This window comes from Natronolimnobius sp. AArcel1 (assembly GCF_011043775.1).
Lineage (GTDB): Archaea > Halobacteriota > Halobacteria > Halobacteriales > Natrialbaceae > Natronolimnobius.
Genome location: NZ_JAAKXY010000006.1, coordinates 73,498 through 89,428 on the forward strand (window position 1 = coordinate 73,498; position 15,931 = coordinate 89,428).

At 60.2% G+C, this 15,931-nt stretch carries 18 protein-coding genes; 6 read left to right on the forward strand and 12 right to left on the reverse strand.

Annotated elements, in window-relative coordinates:
• The first annotated feature begins 30 nt into the window (after positions 1–30).
• A complete protein-coding gene (locus G6M89_RS18020) occupies positions 31–933 on the forward strand; it encodes a permease (protein ID WP_165163295.1) in 903 nt (300 codons plus the stop codon).
• Between the two features lie 98 nt (positions 934–1,031).
• Entirely contained in the window at positions 1,032–2,054 is a 1,023-nt protein-coding gene (locus G6M89_RS18025; protein ID WP_165163296.1) for a hypothetical protein, read from the forward strand.
• A gap of 90 nt (positions 2,055–2,144) precedes the next feature.
• Here the strand turns inward: G6M89_RS18025 and G6M89_RS18030 are convergent, their stop codons facing one another.
• On the reverse strand, positions 2,145–2,315 hold the full coding sequence (locus tag G6M89_RS18030; protein ID WP_165163297.1) for a zf-TFIIB domain-containing protein: 171 nt from the start codon (positions 2,313–2,315) through the stop codon (positions 2,145–2,147).
• 143 nt (positions 2,316–2,458) lie between these two features.
• On the opposite strand from G6M89_RS18030, the gene G6M89_RS18035 reads away from it, so the two are divergent.
• Together G6M89_RS18035 and G6M89_RS18040 are read left to right on the forward strand one after the other, a co-directional pair.
• Positions 2,459–2,860 (forward strand): hypothetical protein, encoded by a 402-nt coding sequence (locus G6M89_RS18035; protein WP_165163298.1) that lies wholly within the window; start codon positions 2,459–2,461, stop codon positions 2,858–2,860.
• 9 nt (positions 2,861–2,869) lie between these two features.
• Positions 2,870–3,490, forward strand: a complete 621-nt coding sequence (locus tag G6M89_RS18040) for an METTL5 family protein (RefSeq protein WP_165163299.1) — start codon at positions 2,870–2,872, stop codon at positions 3,488–3,490.
• A gap of 104 nt (positions 3,491–3,594) precedes the next feature.
• On the opposite strand, the gene G6M89_RS18045 is transcribed toward G6M89_RS18040, so the two are convergent.
• The 5 genes from G6M89_RS18045 to G6M89_RS18065 all read right to left on the reverse strand — a co-directional run bounded on the left by G6M89_RS18045 (position 3,595) and on the right by G6M89_RS18065 (position 9,957).
• On the reverse strand, positions 3,595–4,257 hold the full coding sequence (locus G6M89_RS18045; RefSeq protein ID WP_165163300.1) for a hypothetical protein: 663 nt from the start codon (positions 4,255–4,257) through the stop codon (positions 3,595–3,597).
• A gap of 141 nt (positions 4,258–4,398) precedes the next feature.
• Entirely contained in the window at positions 4,399–5,625 is a 1,227-nt protein-coding gene (locus tag G6M89_RS18050; RefSeq protein WP_165163301.1) for an ABC transporter permease, read from the reverse strand.
• A complete protein-coding gene (locus G6M89_RS18055; protein WP_165163302.1) occupies positions 5,622–6,887 on the reverse strand; it encodes an ABC transporter permease in 1,266 nt (421 codons plus the stop codon). Before G6M89_RS18055 ends, G6M89_RS18050 begins: the two co-directional genes overlap by 4 nt.
• Positions 6,877–7,623, reverse strand: coding sequence for an ABC transporter ATP-binding protein (locus tag G6M89_RS18060; RefSeq protein WP_241175442.1), 747 nt, complete (start codon positions 7,621–7,623; stop codon positions 6,877–6,879). The genes G6M89_RS18055 and G6M89_RS18060 overlap by 11 nt, the downstream gene beginning before the upstream one ends.
• Positions 7,624–8,121: 498 nt before the next feature.
• A complete protein-coding gene (locus G6M89_RS18065) occupies positions 8,122–9,957 on the reverse strand; it encodes a rhomboid family intramembrane serine protease (protein WP_165163304.1) in 1,836 nt (611 codons plus the stop codon).
• 113 nt (positions 9,958–10,070) lie between these two features.
• Between G6M89_RS18065 and G6M89_RS18070 the strand changes: the two genes are divergently transcribed.
• Positions 10,071–10,355, forward strand: coding sequence for a DNA-directed RNA polymerase subunit L (locus G6M89_RS18070; RefSeq protein WP_165163305.1), 285 nt, complete (start codon positions 10,071–10,073; stop codon positions 10,353–10,355).
• 56 nt (positions 10,356–10,411) lie between these two features.
• Here the strand turns inward: G6M89_RS18070 and G6M89_RS18075 are convergent, their stop codons facing one another.
• The 5 genes from G6M89_RS18075 to G6M89_RS18095 form a co-directional block, all read right to left on the reverse strand.
• Positions 10,412–11,242 carry a hypothetical protein gene (locus G6M89_RS18075; protein WP_165163306.1) on the reverse strand — a complete coding sequence of 277 codons (831 nt, stop codon included), beginning with the start codon at positions 11,240–11,242 and terminating at the stop codon, positions 10,412–10,414.
• Between the two features lie 89 nt (positions 11,243–11,331).
• Entirely contained in the window at positions 11,332–12,186 is an 855-nt protein-coding gene (locus G6M89_RS18080) for a hypothetical protein (RefSeq protein ID WP_165163307.1), read from the reverse strand.
• A gap of 79 nt (positions 12,187–12,265) precedes the next feature.
• Positions 12,266–13,081, reverse strand: a complete 816-nt coding sequence (gene hisF, locus G6M89_RS18085; RefSeq protein ID WP_165163661.1) for an imidazole glycerol phosphate synthase subunit HisF — start codon at positions 13,079–13,081, stop codon at positions 12,266–12,268.
• Between the two features lie 81 nt (positions 13,082–13,162).
• Positions 13,163–14,572, reverse strand: coding sequence for a transposase (locus G6M89_RS18090; RefSeq protein ID WP_165163308.1), 1,410 nt, complete (start codon positions 14,570–14,572; stop codon positions 13,163–13,165).
• On the reverse strand, positions 14,569–15,273 hold the full coding sequence (locus tag G6M89_RS18095) for a hypothetical protein (RefSeq protein WP_165163309.1): 705 nt from the start codon (positions 15,271–15,273) through the stop codon (positions 14,569–14,571). Before G6M89_RS18095 ends, G6M89_RS18090 begins: the two co-directional genes overlap by 4 nt.
• A gap of 132 nt (positions 15,274–15,405) precedes the next feature.
• Here G6M89_RS18095 and G6M89_RS18100 point away from each other — a divergent pair, with 132 nt between their 5' ends.
• Entirely contained in the window at positions 15,406–15,591 is a 186-nt protein-coding gene (locus tag G6M89_RS18100) for a hypothetical protein (RefSeq protein ID WP_165163310.1), read from the forward strand.
• 6 nt (positions 15,592–15,597) lie between these two features.
• Here G6M89_RS18100 and G6M89_RS18105 read toward each other — a convergent pair whose 3' ends face one another.
• Entirely contained in the window at positions 15,598–15,825 is a 228-nt protein-coding gene (locus G6M89_RS18105) for a ribbon-helix-helix domain-containing protein (RefSeq protein WP_165163311.1), read from the reverse strand.
• Between the last annotated feature and the right edge of the window lie 106 nt (positions 15,826–15,931).

The following is a 15,931-nucleotide window of genomic DNA, read 5'->3' on the forward strand; positions in this document are numbered from 1 at the left end:
TCATAGTACTGGAGTGTAAACGGGGAGCTAATGTCAGCGGAACAGTCTCCAGATGGCTATCTTTTCGACGTCTACCGTCGATATATCGGTGAACCTGAGGACCGGACCGACATCTACGCCGGGTTCAGTCTGTTCCTCGGCGGTATCGGCCTTGGGATCATTTCGTTGGTACTCTTCCTGTGGAGCACCAACTATGCTGCTCGTTCCGACGCGTACTTCACGTGGACCGAACCCGCGTACGCGCTCGTGATGGTCGCGTTGCCGATTTTGATGCTCGGAATCGTCGTCCTGTTGCCGTCCGAACGTCGTGTACAGTATGCATCTATTGCGGGCGTGGCCGTGACCGTCGTCGCGGTCGGTGGATTTCTATACGCCTATCCGACCGACTGGAACGGCTACGGCGCAGATTACACCGCCGAGGTTATCGCGGTCTATGCAGTTGGTCTCGCCGCGCTTACCGCCTCCACTGGCGCAGCGTTAATCGCTCACTACCTCGATATGGCCCGTGAGGCCCAGCGAATCGAACCCACCGATGATGCGGAATCCGAATCGTACACCGATGAGGAAATCCAAAGCGACATCGACGCCGCGATGGAAGACGTCGAACTCTCCTGGGGTGGCGTCCAGAAAACTGAGCACAAGCGCCTGAGTTTCTCCGAAAACGAGTTCGACGAAGTCGACGTCGATAGCGTGGGGACAAAAACCACCCGCTCCTCGGGCGTCGACGCGCAAGTTGCCGGCCTCAAAGGTCTCAAAGGCGGCGACACGAAAACGACCACCTCGAGTGCGACGGTCGATGATCAGACGCAGAAACTCAAAGAACTCCGCGAGCAACAGCGCGCCGAGGAGTTAGCAACGGATGACAGCAGTGGTCTCGTTGCAGCAGTGACTGGCAGGCTCGCATCGCTGCGCAATCGTTTGGGGCGCAATTAATCACTTATAAACTGACGTAAATACTATATTTTTCTGTATTTTCACAAAATGAAATCAATGCACATAGATTTATAATCCGTCAGCCGCCTTGGGCAACTATGGCTAAAGGCCTAGACGTTGGGACGATGAACATCCTGTCTGCACAGCAGGATGGTTCCGACACGGTATTCGTGCAACAGCGTAACTCCTTCGTGGAAATTGAGTACTCGGATATGGCCGAGCAGATGCTTTCGCGAAGCGAAGTCCTTCACATTCGCAAAGACGATAAGGTCTACGTCGTCGGTGACGACGCCCTGAACTTTGCGAACATTTTCAACAAGGAAACCCGTCGCCCGATGAAACACGGGATCCTGTCGAACGACGAACAGAGCGCGATTCCGATGATGAAACTCATCATCGAACAGGTCGTCGGCGAGCCGGCCTATCCTGACGAGAAGCTCTACTTCTCCTCACCCGCAGATCCAATCGACTCTGATCTCTCGACACTGTATCACCAGAAAACGATCGAATCATTCCTCAACGACATGGGCTACGACTCTGAGCCAATCAACGAGGGGATGTCCGTTATCTACTCCGAACTCGCGGACAACAACTTCACCGGCCTCGGTATTTCGTTCGGTGCAGGGATGACGAACGTCTGTCTCTCCTACTACGCAGTGCCCGTCATGAAGTTCTCCGTCGCCCGCGGTGGCGACTGGGTCGACGAACAGGCCGCCCGCGCAACGGGCACGCCAGTCGACAAGGTCACCTCGATCAAAGAGGACGACTTCGAACTCGACTTCACCACCGACGTCGGTGGCGTCGAAGGTGCACTTTCGATCTACTACGAGAACCTCCTCGATTACGTCATCGAGAACATCGTCTCGGAGGTTGACGAGGAAGACGTTGAGGAAGGCCTCGACGTGCCAGTCGTCGTCACCGGTGGTACCTCGAGTCCAAGTGGCTTCGAGGATCTGTTCCGTGACCACCTGAACGACGCCAATATTCCGTTCTCGATCAGCGGCGTGACCCACGCTGACGAACCGCTCTACAGTGTCGCCCGTGGTGGCCTCGTTGCAGCTCGCTCCGATGAGGATGTCGACGTTGAGGAAGAAGACGCTGACGCAGCGGCTGCTGAGTAACGACGCGACTCATATTTTTGCGTTTTCGACCGGACCTGAGGAGTGAAGCGGCTGGTAGTCTACAAGCCCGTAGGTGCAGACTCCTTGTCTCTACGATTGATAAAAGCGATTGAGAGCGTCGCGCCAGGACTCGGGAGTCTCGGGAACGCTGTCGTGGTCGACCGGAATGTCCGCGTACTCACAATGCGGACAGCTCACGGTCGAGACGTCACCGAGGGAGAGTTCCTCGAGCGAGCCCTGACACCGGGGACACTCGTCCATAGGATGCCTTCGAACGGCCGCTCCTTAACTCTATTCGAAATTGTCACGAAACTGGTGGTGCTGGTGCGCCAGCTCACGTCACTCGAGAATTACTACTGCGCATCTATAAAACTTTTTGTATGCGGGATGTGTATACCCTATGTATGAGCCTGACCTCGTCTGCTGACCACGAAATTCCACTCGAGGGCTGTCGACCAGCGGATGTCACCCCTGTAGCGCTCGAGGCGAGTGCCCTCGAGTCGACTGCGCCGTCGTATCTGCGGGACCTGAAACGCGAGTTTGCTGCGGATGGCCTCGCGCCGACTGCACTCACTATCGATGCCTGTTTTGACGAGACGTGTTCGCTTGCGACGCAGGACGAAATCGACCGAATTCGGGGCTACGTCCGCGCCGGTGCATTCCTCGGCGTTGGCTCCGTGACAGTCGCTATCGATGATATTACCGATGTCGAGACGGTCAAACCCGCACTCGAGGCGTGTGCCGAACGCGCCGACCGCGAGGGGATTGCCTTCGATCTCGAGGGGCCTATCACGCTCGAGCGCTAACGCTTCGGTATGTCGCCGTCTCGTCGGACGATCGCCCGCGAACTCGAGTCACTTGCTGATTTTGCCGATCCCTCGCCCGACCTCGAGCAGTATCTGACGCCGCCTGAAATTGCTGCCCATGTCTGTCATCTGGCTGCACTCGAGGACGACCTTTCGCGGCCAGTCGTCGACCTTGGAACGGGGACTGGAATGCTCGCGATTGGGGCTGCACTTGCGGGTGCCGAACGCGTCATCGGGATCGACGTCGACACGGATGCGCTGGCGACCGCGCGGGAGAACGCGACTCGAGTCGGCGCTGCAGGCATCGACTGGGTTCGCGCCGACGCGACGGCCCCGCCGGTCGCACTCGAGGGCGCGACTGTGCTTTCGAATCCGCCCTTCGGCGCACAACGCGGGAATCGACACGCGGATCGGGACTTTCTCGAGGCCGCTGGCGCTGTCGGGACGGTGTCGTACACGATCCACAACGAGGGCAGCCAGGAATTCGTCGAGTCGTTCGCCGCGGACGCGGGCGGAGAGGTAACGCACGCGTTTCGAGCCGAGTTTCCGATTGAGCACCGGTTCGAGTTTCACACCGAAGCGGAGTCGACGCTGCAGGCGGAAGTGTTCCGGCTCGAGTGGACTCGTTGATTGCCTTCGACGCACGGCGTGAGACGGCAATTATAGTTGGTGAGACGTCGCATTATTCAGCGTGAAGGGCGGAACGTGTTCAGTACAGCGTGCAAACACGCACGTCAGTCCAGACAGATTCCCCAGTTGAGCGAAGGCTGAGCCACACTCTCTCCATCTTCGATAACGTCCAGTGATGACGAGAAGAGATAGACGCCATGGGGGAGACATGGATCTGCCTCGTGGGGTGCAACGAGAACGTACTCTTCTGTCACAGTCTCACCTGGATCCAATTCAACCCTCTCTTCCATCGGCTCGCCACCGATTGCAGCCTCGGCTTGCCAGCACCCGTCCGGATCTGGCGAGGAATAGTGCTCGAGCGATTCCCAATCGTTCAGGAGCCGAGCATCGCGATCACTGTGTTCACCGTGCGAGAGGGGCCTTGGGCCATAGGCAAACGTTCGCTCAGTTGGCGCGTTATTCCCAATGATGACTCGAATTTGAGCAGGATGGTCGGCAGTGAACTCGTGGCGGATTTCGATATCGAGATGAACGCCCTCGGCTGGCGTATCAACGCCGACAGAGATGTCCGGAGTCAAGCTCTCCGCTTCGTCGGTTGGAACGTCGTCATCAGGGGCGGAACAGTCAGCCTTCAACTTTTCCACAGATGGCACATCAGTCGTCAACGCTGGCTCGCCAGTCGTTTGATCGCTGAAGGGAACACTTCCGAGACAGCCGGTGAGGACGGGCAGTGTTCCAGTCGCGGCGAGCAGCTGACGCCGATTCATACCAGATGCTCACTGGTACGTTGTGATAGGTTTTCTGAAAATCACATTTCAAATTAGTATTTTCTCAGTACAGTTCTGACGGTACTGGTCCTGGTTTCAATTCGAACATGATCTGCATGCCGACGCCGTGCTCCACTCAACTTACTCCTCGAGGTGTTCGATTCGCGCATACCGGCCTGCGCGCCAGCCGGCGATGAGCGCGACCACGGTGCCGACCACAATCGAGAGCCCGAAGCCGATTGCGTACACCTCGAGTGGTGTCTGGAGCAAGTCATCGAAGCCGGCGACGGAGCCAGCGAGGCTGTTGAGTCGGCCGACGAGCACCGGCGTTGCTGCGAGTCCAATGACCCCGCCGAGCAGCCCGATGAGTAACCCTTGCATCCCGATGGTTCCTGCGAGCAGTCGCCTCGAGAGGCCGATTGCCCGGAGGGCAGCGAGTTGCGTTCGCTGCTGGGCGGCCACAAGTGCGAACAGGTTGATGGTGAGGACGAGCCCACCGACGACGGCGAGGCCGACGAGCGTCCCGCCGCTTGCAAGCACGAGCGGCTGTTCCTCGAGCATGGCACCGATCTGTTCGTCACTGGTTCGGATGTCGTACTCAGGGTACTCCTCCTCGAGGTCGGCAGCGACCTCCTCGCGGTCAGCGTCGTCGGCGACGTTGCCGGTGATGAATGTCGCCCTGTCGGTGCCGATCGTCCCGGCAACGGCCTGTAGATCCACCAGTGGGAGCGAGACGGTTTCCGAGCCCAGGAATTGTGAGTAGTACTGAGAGGTGCCGACGACGGTGAACTCGTAGTCTGGCGCACTCTCCTGGCTGGTGCCGACGTAGATCGTGTCGCCAACGTCTGCACCGATTTCGTCTGCGACGCGTGGATCGAGGACGATCTCCTCGGTCGTCGGCTCGCTCGAGCGCTCTTCGTAGGCCGATTCAGGTGTCTCGAAGCCCTCTCCCTCCTCGAAGTCAAAGCCCTCGTGCGTTTGCTGGGCTCCGACGGCAGGCCGGCGCTCGAGATCGTCGGGATCGGTCCCAAGGTAGACATCGTGTATGGCGATCGGTGTCGCGTACGTCATATCGTCGCGCTCGACGAGATCCGCCGCGATGCCGTGAGAGCCGACGATTGGGTTTTCGGTCCCGCTGGCGGAGGGGTCGACGGGATCGCTCGAGATCCAGATATCCTGATCGGCGTTCTCGAGGCCGTCTTCGCCGGTTTCGACGACGCCGACGCCGAGACTGGCAAGCAGCGTAATCGAGAGAATGGCGATCGTAACTGCGACCACTGTCAACGCCGTTCGACCTGGAGAGCGCCGTAGCTGAGCGATTGCAAGGCCGGTCACGGCTTTCGTTCGGATGAGCGAGCCGCTGATCATTGGCTTACCTCCTCTAAGACGGACGTTCGTGAGGCAACGGCAAGCGGATAGGGCACGGCGACGAGGCCAGCGAGCAAGGCGACGCCGATCCCGTAGGGGATGAACAGCGGGTGGACGACGGCAACGGCTCCTGGCGCAATCGTTGCACTCGCGGCCGCGTTAACAACGTGTATCGCACCCATGCCGAGCCCGACACCGATGAGTGCGCCGACAGCCGTCGTTGCGAGCGTCGAGAGCGCGACAACCACGAGTCGGCTGAGTGTCGGGAATCCCACTGACTCGAGGACGGCAAGCGTTTGCCGGTCCTCGTCGACTGTCATGCCCATCGTGGTCGCGACAAACGACGCACAGATGGCGATGCTGGCGACGAGCGCGAGAACGCCCGTCGCGAGTGCGAGACCATCGTCAAACAGTGAGCCGAGGGCGACACCGTCAGGTGAGTCGATTTCGGCGTTCGGGTACGCCGTTTCGCCTGCTGTCTCAGCGGCGTCGGCGTCGCCCCAGACGAGGACGCTGTCGGCGAGTTCGTCGTCCGACGCGCCAGAGACGTGCTGTAATTCGCTCAGATGGACGAGTGCGATGGGAGCCTCGTTTTCACCGTCCGAACCAGCCGTTTCGACACCACTGACCGTCACCGCGGGATCCATGTCAGACGGGAGCGCTGCTTCACCGCCTGCAACGGACAACTCGTCGCCGTCTGCCGCCTCGAGGCGGTCTGCGGCTGCCGTTGAGAGCAGAATCTCCTCCTGTGGCGCGCCCGTGTACGAGCCGTTATCGTAGTGTGAATCGCCCGCCTCGAGGCCATCCGTCGGGAGGCCGGCAACCGTTCGTGGCTCGCCGTCTGGAACGACGCCCACCATGAGAATTGTTTGTGGATCGCCATCGCCATTCTCGAGACGAACCGGTTCGACGAGGACTGGTGAGGCGTGGTCGACGCCATCTTCGTCGCTAATCGTCGCTGCGCGTTCGTTCGTCTCGCCGAGGCGTGGCCCTTCGACGCCGTCGACGGCAGAAACGGACTCGCTTCCCTTGGGTTCGAGTTCGGCGGTCGCATCGTTTTCGGAGACGACGCCGCCATCAGCAAGCGCTAACGCGATGCCGGTCAGGACGATCAACAACGTAATGGTCAGCGCAACGGCGGCCGTCGTCGCTGCGATCCGTCCCGAACGAGTGCGGGTTGCTCGACTCCACAATCGACTGAGTGAAAACCCAATGAGGGCGTTCCAGCGCCCTCGACGTGTGCCGTCGCTGTCATCCGCCATCCGCAATCACCTGCCCATCGCAGAGCGTGACCACCCGATCGGCGACGGACAGGGTCTCGTCATCGTGTGAGGCGACGAGCACCGCCCGTCCGCGCTCGCGCCCGACAGCAGTTAGTAACTCGAGGACATCCGCCCCAGTCGTTGTATCGAGTTCGCCCGTTGGCTCGTCGGCGACAATCACATCGGGGTCCGTCGAGAGCGCACGCGCGAGTGCCACTCGCTGGCGCTCGCCGCCGCTGAGTTCGCTGGGCAGGTGGGTCGTTCGCGCCTCGAGTCCGACCGCCTCGAGTAACTCTTCTGCGCGGGCGCGGCGGCGGCGCTTGGGAACGCCCGCCTGTACGAGCGGCAGTGCCACGTTCGCTCGGGCCGACAGCGACGGCAACAGATGAAACCGCTGGAAGACGATGCCGACGTGTTGTCGACGCAGTCGCGTTCGTTGTCGGTCGGAGCGTGTTGTAAGATCATCGCCGAGCACTGACACGGTGCCCTCAGTTGGGACGACCAGGCCTGCGACCGTGTGCAAAATTGTCGACTTGCCGCTGCCGCTTGGCCCCTCGAGCCCGACGATTTCGCCACGTCCCACCGACAACGAAACGTCATCGAGCGCCCGAACCGTCCGCCCGCTCCCCGAACTGAATCGCCCACCACCTGAGCCATATTCGTGTGTGACGCCCTCGAGCTGGACAGCATCCAGTGGCCCGTCCTCGACTCGAGACGCAGACGATGCTGTCGACATCGTCTCTCCCTCGGACTCGGGGGTGGTTCCGGTCGTGGATCGAGACGCCGAAGCCGCCCTCGACAGTACGCGGTTGATCATCGCCAGTAGTTCAACTCACTCGAGCGAACGGGAGTGCCGGCCATTGTTTCACACCGACTTCCCGTTTCCACGTACCGGTTAACCTCACTGGCGCCACCTGCAACTGTTCACCCCACCTATGAGTGTCAACCCAGCCGAATTCTCACAGCAATGTCTGTTTCTTGGTGGCTGGATAGTGATCGGCTCTGGAACACGAAATACCAACGTACAACGGGGTGTTCAGCATCTGTTTGAGAAACCTGCTGGGTTGGGCCGTCTCGAGCAGCGTTTCGCTATGCGGTAAGCGATGACACTCATGAATACGAACCAATTTTGGCCGGCGTACGTCGCCATCCTCTCGAGAAGGCTGTTCGAACACGTGCTTCTCCTCCGAGAAAGGGTCCCATTCTGCGTCCGTTGGGTGCCTACTTGTGGCAGCTAGTTGTACGTCTCCTCGCTGGCAATGGCGACAGCGGTTCCATCCGACACGGCATAGATCGTTTCGTCTTCGTACTCGAACTCGAGACCGTTTGCCGCAGTTGGCTCATCTGGCTCCGGGAGTGGGGCCGTTTCGACATCGCTCGAGGATTCAACCTCGAGGACGAATTCGCCGTCGTCCGGCACGATCGTGATGAGTCGGTTATCGATCCGGAGATCGGCTGTCTTTTCGTCGGATTCGTGGACGACTGTTGGCTCGGAATCGGCCTCCCACATGCGGACCTGATAGACGGGATCGTTTCCGACGGGTTCCCATCCATGTCGATCGACGGAGACGGTCTCTCGCCAGCCAGGACCACCGACACTGACGGTTTCCTCACCCGTGTGGGCCAACTGCTGGTCGGGTATCGCTTCCATCCAGATGTTTCGTTGCTCGCTCGAGACGATCACGCCCGTCGCCTCGAGTCCCGAGTCATCGACCAGTTCGTCGAGGCCGATACCCGAGACGAGTTGGTTTTCGGCTTCCTCAGCGTACTCTATGGTGTAGTCTTCGATTTCAATCGCCTCGTCTCCGGGTTCGTCGTCGAAGACGACCACGTTCAGATTGACCGGAATTGCCATGCCCGAGAGTACTGCGAGGACCAGCAAGACGACGAGTACCGCTGAACTCCGCTGGGTGATCCTCGAGAGCCGCGTCCGTTCTCGAGCGTGCGTGGCGCGGGCGATGTCACGGATGCGGTCGATGCTGGTGGTATCCGTCTGATTGCCGGTTGCAATCTCGAGTACCCGGTCCGTGACTGCACCGGGGTGTTCGTCTGCGTTCCGATCGCGGAAACTGGCGAGTGCGCGGTCGATCCGGGCGGGCAGGACTGGTCGTTCGGTTGCCGTCAGCGCAACCGTGATCAGCAGTGCAAGTACCGCGACGATGACGAGCCCTGGGCCCTGAAAGAGGATATAGGTCTGATTCTCGCCGAACCAGTAAATCTGCCAGAGGCCACGCGAAATTGCATACAGGAGGATCGCCAGCCAGACATGGAGTGCATTCGGCCGGTTGCCGCGACGCTCGAGGACGACGAGTGCGAGCACAAGCCCGAAGAAAAAGCCAAGCGCGTGACCCTGAATCGCGATTTCGGCCCACGAGGGTGCGGTTGGTGGACTTGGTTCGGCGGTATAGGTATAGATCGGATTCTGCAGTGCACGATAGAGCGTCTGAAGTGCACTCTGGACGCCGATGACGCCAATGAGCGTCATGATTGGGTAGTGGACAATCGCAAAGCCAACGAACGCAAACACGACGCCGGAGAAGCCGATCACTGGCCCAAGCGAGAAAATACTCGTCAGCAGGCCAATGGCGATGACTGCGAGCGGGAAGAGTACGACGGCACGGATCCACGGTGTCGTCCACCAGGTGCGAAGACGTGCCCGCATCCCGTCGTCAGGACGGGTCTCTCGAGGCTGCGTCTGCGCGTAGTGGCTCCAGGCGTACTCGGCAATCGGCGCGGCGACGACGGTTCCGGCCAGATTACTGACGAGATGGCCAGCACTCGCGTGTGAAAAGGACGCTGTGAGTATTCCAAGCGGGTAGAAATACGACCAGGAGCGATAGGGAATCGTCACGGGGTCGCTGGGATCTGTGATCCCGTTCTGGACGAACAGATAGACGGCGAGAACGAACGCGATGACGATGAGCGACCCCCACGGAACGCCCATGATGAGTCGGTCACCAGCAATGTCTCGCCACCGCCGGTCAGGGTCGGCAAGTCGCCTGACAACCGCAAGTGAGAGGACGACCGTCGCGACGATAACGGCCGCAAGCAGCGCCGCAATCGGTGACATGTGCCTGAGGTGCGACCGTGGGCGTATATACTGTTCGGCTCACCATCCGACGGCGTCTACCAGTTGAACCGGCCTTCGAAAGGTACAAGCGGTCGACGAACGGAGTAGTCGCCATGGAACTGCGGGTCACCGAGAGCACCGAGGACGAACTCTCGATCGAAATTGCGGGCGAGGATCACACGTTTATGAACGTCCTCAAGGGCGCATTGCTCGAGCACGAAGACGTCAGTGCTGCAACGTACGACGTGAATCCAGAACAGTCCGGCGGCCAGACAGAACCGATTCTGACGGTCAAAACCGACGGGACCGTTGATCCACTCAACGCCCTCGAGGAAGCAGCCGTCGACGTCCGAGAGAAGACGATTTCATTCCGCGACGCGTTCGAAGCTGCGGTATAATCGCTGCTCACTCGTTTTACTGCACACTCACTTGCGTGAGCTCTCGCGATAGCGGTCTAGCCGTCGGCTTCTGACTCGAGCGTGACGACACCCTCGCTCGAGTCGTAGTGGACGCGCTGGTCTTCGCTGGTCGTGTGGCTCACTGTTGCACGGAGGTCATCGACGTCAGCCGGACGATCAACGACCAGCACGGAGTGGCGCGGAGAGTAGTCCATCGTCTGTTCTCTCGGGCGCACGTCGTAGCCGTGGACGTGGACACCGTCGTCGACAGCCTCGACGCGAACCCACTCGTGGCGCACCGAACTCGAGCCGAATCCAGATTCGATGACGAGCACAATCTGGTTGTCGAAGGAAACGTCCTCGAGCGTCTCTCGAGACTCGTCGTCGGTTTCCTCGAGAGTGATCGCCGACTCGAGATCCGATTTCGTCTCGAGCAGGCTGGCGCTGTAGAACTCGCCGATGTCGAATCCCTGACCGTCGACGGCTCGTTCCTCGAGCCGGACCGCGGAAACGGGTTCGAACTCGAGGGTTGGCTCAGATTCCATCCCGTTGCCGAGGTAGTGATCATCCCAGTTCTCCGGATCATCGTGTGCAGGTCGTTCCGGTTCGTGAGGCGGGGTGTCAACGCGTGCTTCCTCAGGTTCATCACCGTCGTTGCCATCCGTGTCCTCGTCGTCGACATCGCCCGTATCGGTTTCAGAACTGTCGTCTTCGTCCTCGTCGCGGTCGCTTCGCTCGCTGTTCTCGTCATCACGTGCGTTGCCATCGCCGTTCCCGTCGTCACTCTCGCCTGCTGGGTCACCTGTCTCCTCGAGGCAGCCGGCGGCGAGGCCAGCGAGTCCGGCCCCGCTTGCAACGAGGAGCCGTCGACGCGTTCGATCAGTCATACACACCCGTTTCGGGGGTGCAGATAAACGCTTTGAGGAAGCTCAAAGACGCGTTTCACTGACGGCGAGTGACAGTCGCTTCAGGCCAATCAACACGCGGCGTAGAAGACGTACACCGTCTGCCCGCCCTCGTCAGGGCCAACGTGGATATCGAGTCCTTCCTGACTGAGTGTGCTCGAGTCGATATCCTCGGAGCCGGATTCAGCAGCCTGAATCGTCGCGGCAATCTCGTCGGCCAACGCCTCGCCGTCCTCATAGTCCTCGAGCTGGCCAACCGGCGGGTGTGAGGCTGCGATCAGGTCGGTCTGGCAGTCCACGCCGAACTCATCCGGGCCGGCGTACTGGGGTTCTGTGTCTTCGTACTCGAGGGCGACGAGACCGCGATTTCGGTGCTCGGCGAACGCGGCGAGGTCGTCATCGTACGTCCGCTGCTCGTCGGCGTCACGGTCAGCATTGAGCCGCTCGTGGACCGCAGATTCGGTGGCCTCGAGGTCGACCCCTGCTGCCTCACTTCCCTCGCCGGGTGCATCCGGCGGCGCTGGCGCGCCAATGCCGGGCAGAATCGAGAGCGGGATAACACCAGTTGCAAACAACAAAAAGACGATGCCGATGACAGCGAACGCGGGCAAGTACGGTTTGGCAACCTCGAGCCAGCTTGGCGTCTCGAGGTCCGTCTCGATGTCGTCGTAGTTCTGTTCGGTCTTCTCGAGATTGTGACTGCCACAGCGCGAGCAGGGCGGGTTGTTGCGCATGTGCTGGCGGCCACAGTCGGCACAGACCCACATGTACTGCGTGCCGGTGTCGACGGTGCCGTCGTCTCGGCCGCGATCGGACTCTTCGCCCTCGCGGACGACCGCCTTCTCGAATTTGTTGTGCCCGCAGCTATCGCAGGGTGGGTCGTTGTCCTCGTGTGGTTTGCCACACCACGTACACCGCCACTTCACTGGTACTAGGGGTCGACCGCGACGAAATAAGCGTATTGAATCAAACTGATTGACTCACCTCGAGCGTCGAGTCTGTCGGTTAGAGTCGAACCGGCACGCCCTGCTCGTCGAGATACGATTTCGTCTCCTCGATCGAGTACTCATCAAAGTGGAAAATCGACGCTGCGAGCCCGGCGTCAGCGTTCGCTTCCGTAAACACGTCGTACATATCCTCGGGGCTGCCACAGCCTGAAGAGGCGATTACGGGCGTATCAACGACCTCACAGACCGCTTCGGTCAGCGGCAGGTCGTAGCCGTCTTTGGTGCCGTCCTTGTCAATCGAGTTGACGAACAACTCGCCTGCGCCACGGGATTCGGCTTCTGCTGCCCACTCGAGGACGTCAATTCCGGTCCCTTCGCGGCCACCCTTTTTCGTACACTCGAACCAGCAGGATTCGCCGTCGATTTCGGTGTAGTGCTCGCCCTGCTCATCGAAGCGCCGGCGCGCGTCGACGCTGATGACGATACACTGGCTGCCGAAGGCGTTCGCCCCCTCGTTGACGAGTTCCGGCCGCTCGAGTGCGCCGGTCGTAATCGAGACTTTGTCCGCACCAGCGCGAAGGGTTTCTTTGATATCGTCGGTGGTTCGGATGCCGCCACCGACAGTGAGGGGGATAAAGACCTCGTCTGCGACTCTCGAGACGACATCGAGCATCGTTTCGCGCCCCTCTGCGGAGGCGGTGATGTCGAGGAAGACGAACTCGTCAGCCCCCGATTCGTTGTACGCTTTGGCCATCTCGACCGGGTCGCCGGTGTATTTCAGGTCCTCGAAGTGCACGCCGGTGTACACTGCCGGATTCCCGTCGTCGTCCAGATCAACGTCAATACACGGGATGATTCGCTTGGTGAGTGCCATGTGGTCGTAGGCGAGTCTTTGCACTGGGGGTAGTAAAGCCGTCTGGATCGAACAATTTCGACGGTGGGTCCGATCGCTTCCTCACCGCTCGAGCAGCCGATCCCGGAACGCCTCAACGGCCTCGGGGAGTACCTCGAGTTCTGCCTGGTATTTGGCGTACTCGCCGTACTCGTCGGTGAGTGTGACGTTCATTTCGGGGTCGCGACTCGCGGCTCGAGCGACTGCATCGTCAGTCCACGATAGTTCTTGGAGAGTTTCGGCCAGTCGGTAGGCACCGAGTGACGGCTCATCGAGTGGCACGGCGTCGCGGGCCGTTTGTGCCGCCTCAAGTGCAGCCGCTCGTTGCGCGCGGATCTCGTCGCTATCATCGGGTGCCTCGACGTCGCCGTCAGCGATCCGATCGCGGACGCGCTCGAACCCACGCAATGACTGCTCGAACTCGAGGGCGCGCTGGAGTCCGAGTCCAAAGGTCTCTGCCTCGAGTGTGTCCTCCATAGATTCGTGAGCCTGGTGTATCGAGCTTCCAGCCTGCCAGATGACGGACTCGAGTGATCGGGTTCCGTCAAACCCATCGAGTCCGACCGCCTCGTACCACGCCTCGCTTTCGCCGTCTTGCGATGGAAAGTCAGCCTCGTTGGCCCGCTCGATCGATTGCTCGAGCGTGTCCTCGAACACCGCCTCGAGATAGTGGTCGCCGTCACCATCTGCAATCCCGCTCGCGTAGCGTTCATCAAAGTGCGCCCAGATGCGTGTCGTGGTCGTTCCGAGCTCGAGGTCGCCCGCAGACTCACCGATTTCGAGGACATCGTCGGCTTCGTGGACGTCCCACCGATTGAGGGTTCGCTCAGCGTGCTGGAGATCTCCGTCTCGCTGGAACGCATACAGTGTTGCACGGAGCCGTCCCGCGTCGGTATCTTCGCCACGATACTCGGGTTCTGCACGCCGATCTGCAAGCGCCGACTGCACCGCGTCGTACTCGTCGCGAAGTTCAGTCAAGAGATCGTCTCGGTCGGCGTCGATAGCGAGCCACGCGGTCGCGGCTTCTCGAGCGACTTTGTGTTGTTCGCGTGCGTCCCGAAGTGCGTGATAGCGGTCTGCACCCACTGTGTCGGCGGCTTCATCCCGGCCCGCCATCGCCTCGAGTCGGTTCTCATCAATCGTTTCTCGGATAACGCCGTTTGGAATGTGAGATTCCTCGAGTGGCTCCGGTATCTCATCGATGAGTGTGTCTGTGCGCTCGAGTGCATCCTCGAGCGCGTCCGCATCCGGTTCAACGGGAACCGGCCACTCGAGAGTTGGTCCGTCCGACTCGAGGACCGTATCGGCCTCTGCAGGTGTGTACGTCGGTGTGGACTCATCGCCGAATCCGGGGAGGCTCTGACAGCCCGCAACGGCGGTGCTCGTCGCTGCAGCGAGGCCTGCGAGCAGCTGTCGGCGAGTGCGACTCGAGTGTGGTGTGTGACTCTCGCCACCCAGTTTCTTGCCAGTCATGAGTCGTCTCCGTCGTTGGTCGCCTCGCGCTCAGCGGTGAGCACGTTGCGGTGACAGGACATACTCTCGGAACTGCTCCTGCTCGTTGGCCCGTCGTTGTACGGCCTGTCGACGCGGATCACGACCGCCTCCATGCGTTCGTAGTCTGCCTCGCAGGTGGTCTCCGGTGACTTCAGGTGCTGGCAGTACTCCGTTCGAAACGAGTTCCCGCGGGCGGTCACATCGAGGAGGTGGCGCTCGTAACAGTCTTCGATTGTTCGCTGGTCGATGACGACCGACTGCTGTTCGAAGTCGGTGTCGTCGACGAACGCCTGTATTTCGCGCTCGGCTGTCTCATCAGCGGTGATCTCGAGCGCGTCGGCGTCTTCGGTATCAGTAATAAACAGTGCCCGTTCGTGTGCGAGGATGGGCTCGTCTTCGTCTGCATCTGCAGCGTCTGCTGCCGTTTCCGCATCTGAATACACGAAGTGCTTGGCATCGTCCGAGCGGATGGACAGGGTTTCGCCCCGGTGACTCGAGTCAGTGCTGGGACGTTCCGTCACAGTGTGTTCGTGCGTGCTGTTAGCAGTGACCTCGTCACTTGTGTTCTGTTCAAAGACCGATCCGCCGTCAAATCCGCCCGTACAGCCTGCGACTGCCACCGAGAGGGCGCTCCCGGCAGCGGCAAGTAACTGCCTGCGGGCTGGCGTAGAGGAGGGCATTATGCGACACACTCGTTGGTCGATTGGTAAATACTTCTGGATGACGAATTGCCGTACTCGAGTAGCCGGCGCTCGAGAGGCTTGCAGTACGATGTAGGTGCGTTTAAGGGACCAAGACGCGAACGAACGGGCATGGCAGACGACACTCCAGCCGCAGATCACGACTCGGGCGCTGACGTCGGCCACGATCTCGAGGCCGACCGAACGACCGCTCCAATGAGCGACTACTCCTCGCGTGCTGTCGCTATCGGCTTTCTCGTAATGAGTATCGGAATAACGGTTGTCTTTGGAATCCCGCTCGTTGCACTCGGACTGTAAGGGCCGTTAGAAGACGTATTCGTCGTCGTGGCCCATCATTCCGTCATCTTCAAGGCCTGTTCCGCCGGTTGCTCCTTCTTCTTCGTCCATCGGTCCGCTGGTCTTGTAGGCTTTGATCCCCGTCGAGAGGAGATCCTCAATCGCTTCTTCGCGATTGACGAACTCGCCACGCTCGACCATCTGGGCGATTTGCATCTCGAGATGTTCCGGGATGGTGATCTCTGCTTTTGGCATGCTGATTCGGCTTTCGGCGAGGGGGTATTTAGGTTTGACGGGGATTGTACGCTCCTTGAAATCACACGTAGTGCGTGTGTATGCACCGAGTACTGATTCCCACCAC

Coding starts and splice junctions, on each gene's coding strand:
- G6M89_RS18020 (WP_165163295.1), top strand. CDS start 31: ATGTCAGCGGAACAGTCTCCAGATGGCTATCTTTTCGACGTCTACCGT.
- G6M89_RS18025 (WP_165163296.1), top strand. CDS start 1,032: ATGGCTAAAGGCCTAGACGTTGGGACGATGAACATCCTGTCTGCACAG.
- G6M89_RS18030 (WP_165163297.1), bottom strand. CDS start 2,315: ATGGACGAGTGTCCCCGGTGTCAGGGCTCGCTCGAGGAACTCTCCCTC.
- G6M89_RS18035 (WP_165163298.1), top strand. CDS start 2,459: ATGAGCCTGACCTCGTCTGCTGACCACGAAATTCCACTCGAGGGCTGT.
- G6M89_RS18040 (WP_165163299.1), top strand. CDS start 2,870: ATGTCGCCGTCTCGTCGGACGATCGCCCGCGAACTCGAGTCACTTGCT.
- G6M89_RS18045 (WP_165163300.1), bottom strand. CDS start 4,257: ATGAATCGGCGTCAGCTGCTCGCCGCGACTGGAACACTGCCCGTCCTC.
- G6M89_RS18050 (WP_165163301.1), bottom strand. CDS start 5,625: ATGATCAGCGGCTCGCTCATCCGAACGAAAGCCGTGACCGGCCTTGCA.
- G6M89_RS18055 (WP_165163302.1), bottom strand. CDS start 6,887: ATGGCGGATGACAGCGACGGCACACGTCGAGGGCGCTGGAACGCCCTC.
- G6M89_RS18060 (WP_241175442.1), bottom strand. CDS start 7,623: ATGTCGACAGCATCGTCTGCGTCTCGAGTCGAGGACGGGCCACTGGAT.
- G6M89_RS18065 (WP_165163304.1), bottom strand. CDS start 9,957: ATGTCACCGATTGCGGCGCTGCTTGCGGCCGTTATCGTCGCGACGGTC.
- G6M89_RS18070 (WP_165163305.1), top strand. CDS start 10,071: ATGGAACTGCGGGTCACCGAGAGCACCGAGGACGAACTCTCGATCGAA.
- G6M89_RS18075 (WP_165163306.1), bottom strand. CDS start 11,242: ATGACTGATCGAACGCGTCGACGGCTCCTCGTTGCAAGCGGGGCCGGA.
- hisF (WP_165163661.1), bottom strand. CDS start 13,081: ATGGCACTCACCAAGCGAATCATCCCGTGTATTGACGTTGATCTGGAC.
- G6M89_RS18090 (WP_165163308.1), bottom strand. CDS start 14,572: ATGACTGGCAAGAAACTGGGTGGCGAGAGTCACACACCACACTCGAGT.
- G6M89_RS18095 (WP_165163309.1), bottom strand. CDS start 15,273: ATGCCCTCCTCTACGCCAGCCCGCAGGCAGTTACTTGCCGCTGCCGGG.
- G6M89_RS18100 (WP_165163310.1), top strand. CDS start 15,406: ATGGCAGACGACACTCCAGCCGCAGATCACGACTCGGGCGCTGACGTC.
- G6M89_RS18105 (WP_165163311.1), bottom strand. CDS start 15,825: ATGCCAAAAGCAGAGATCACCATCCCGGAACATCTCGAGATGCAAATC.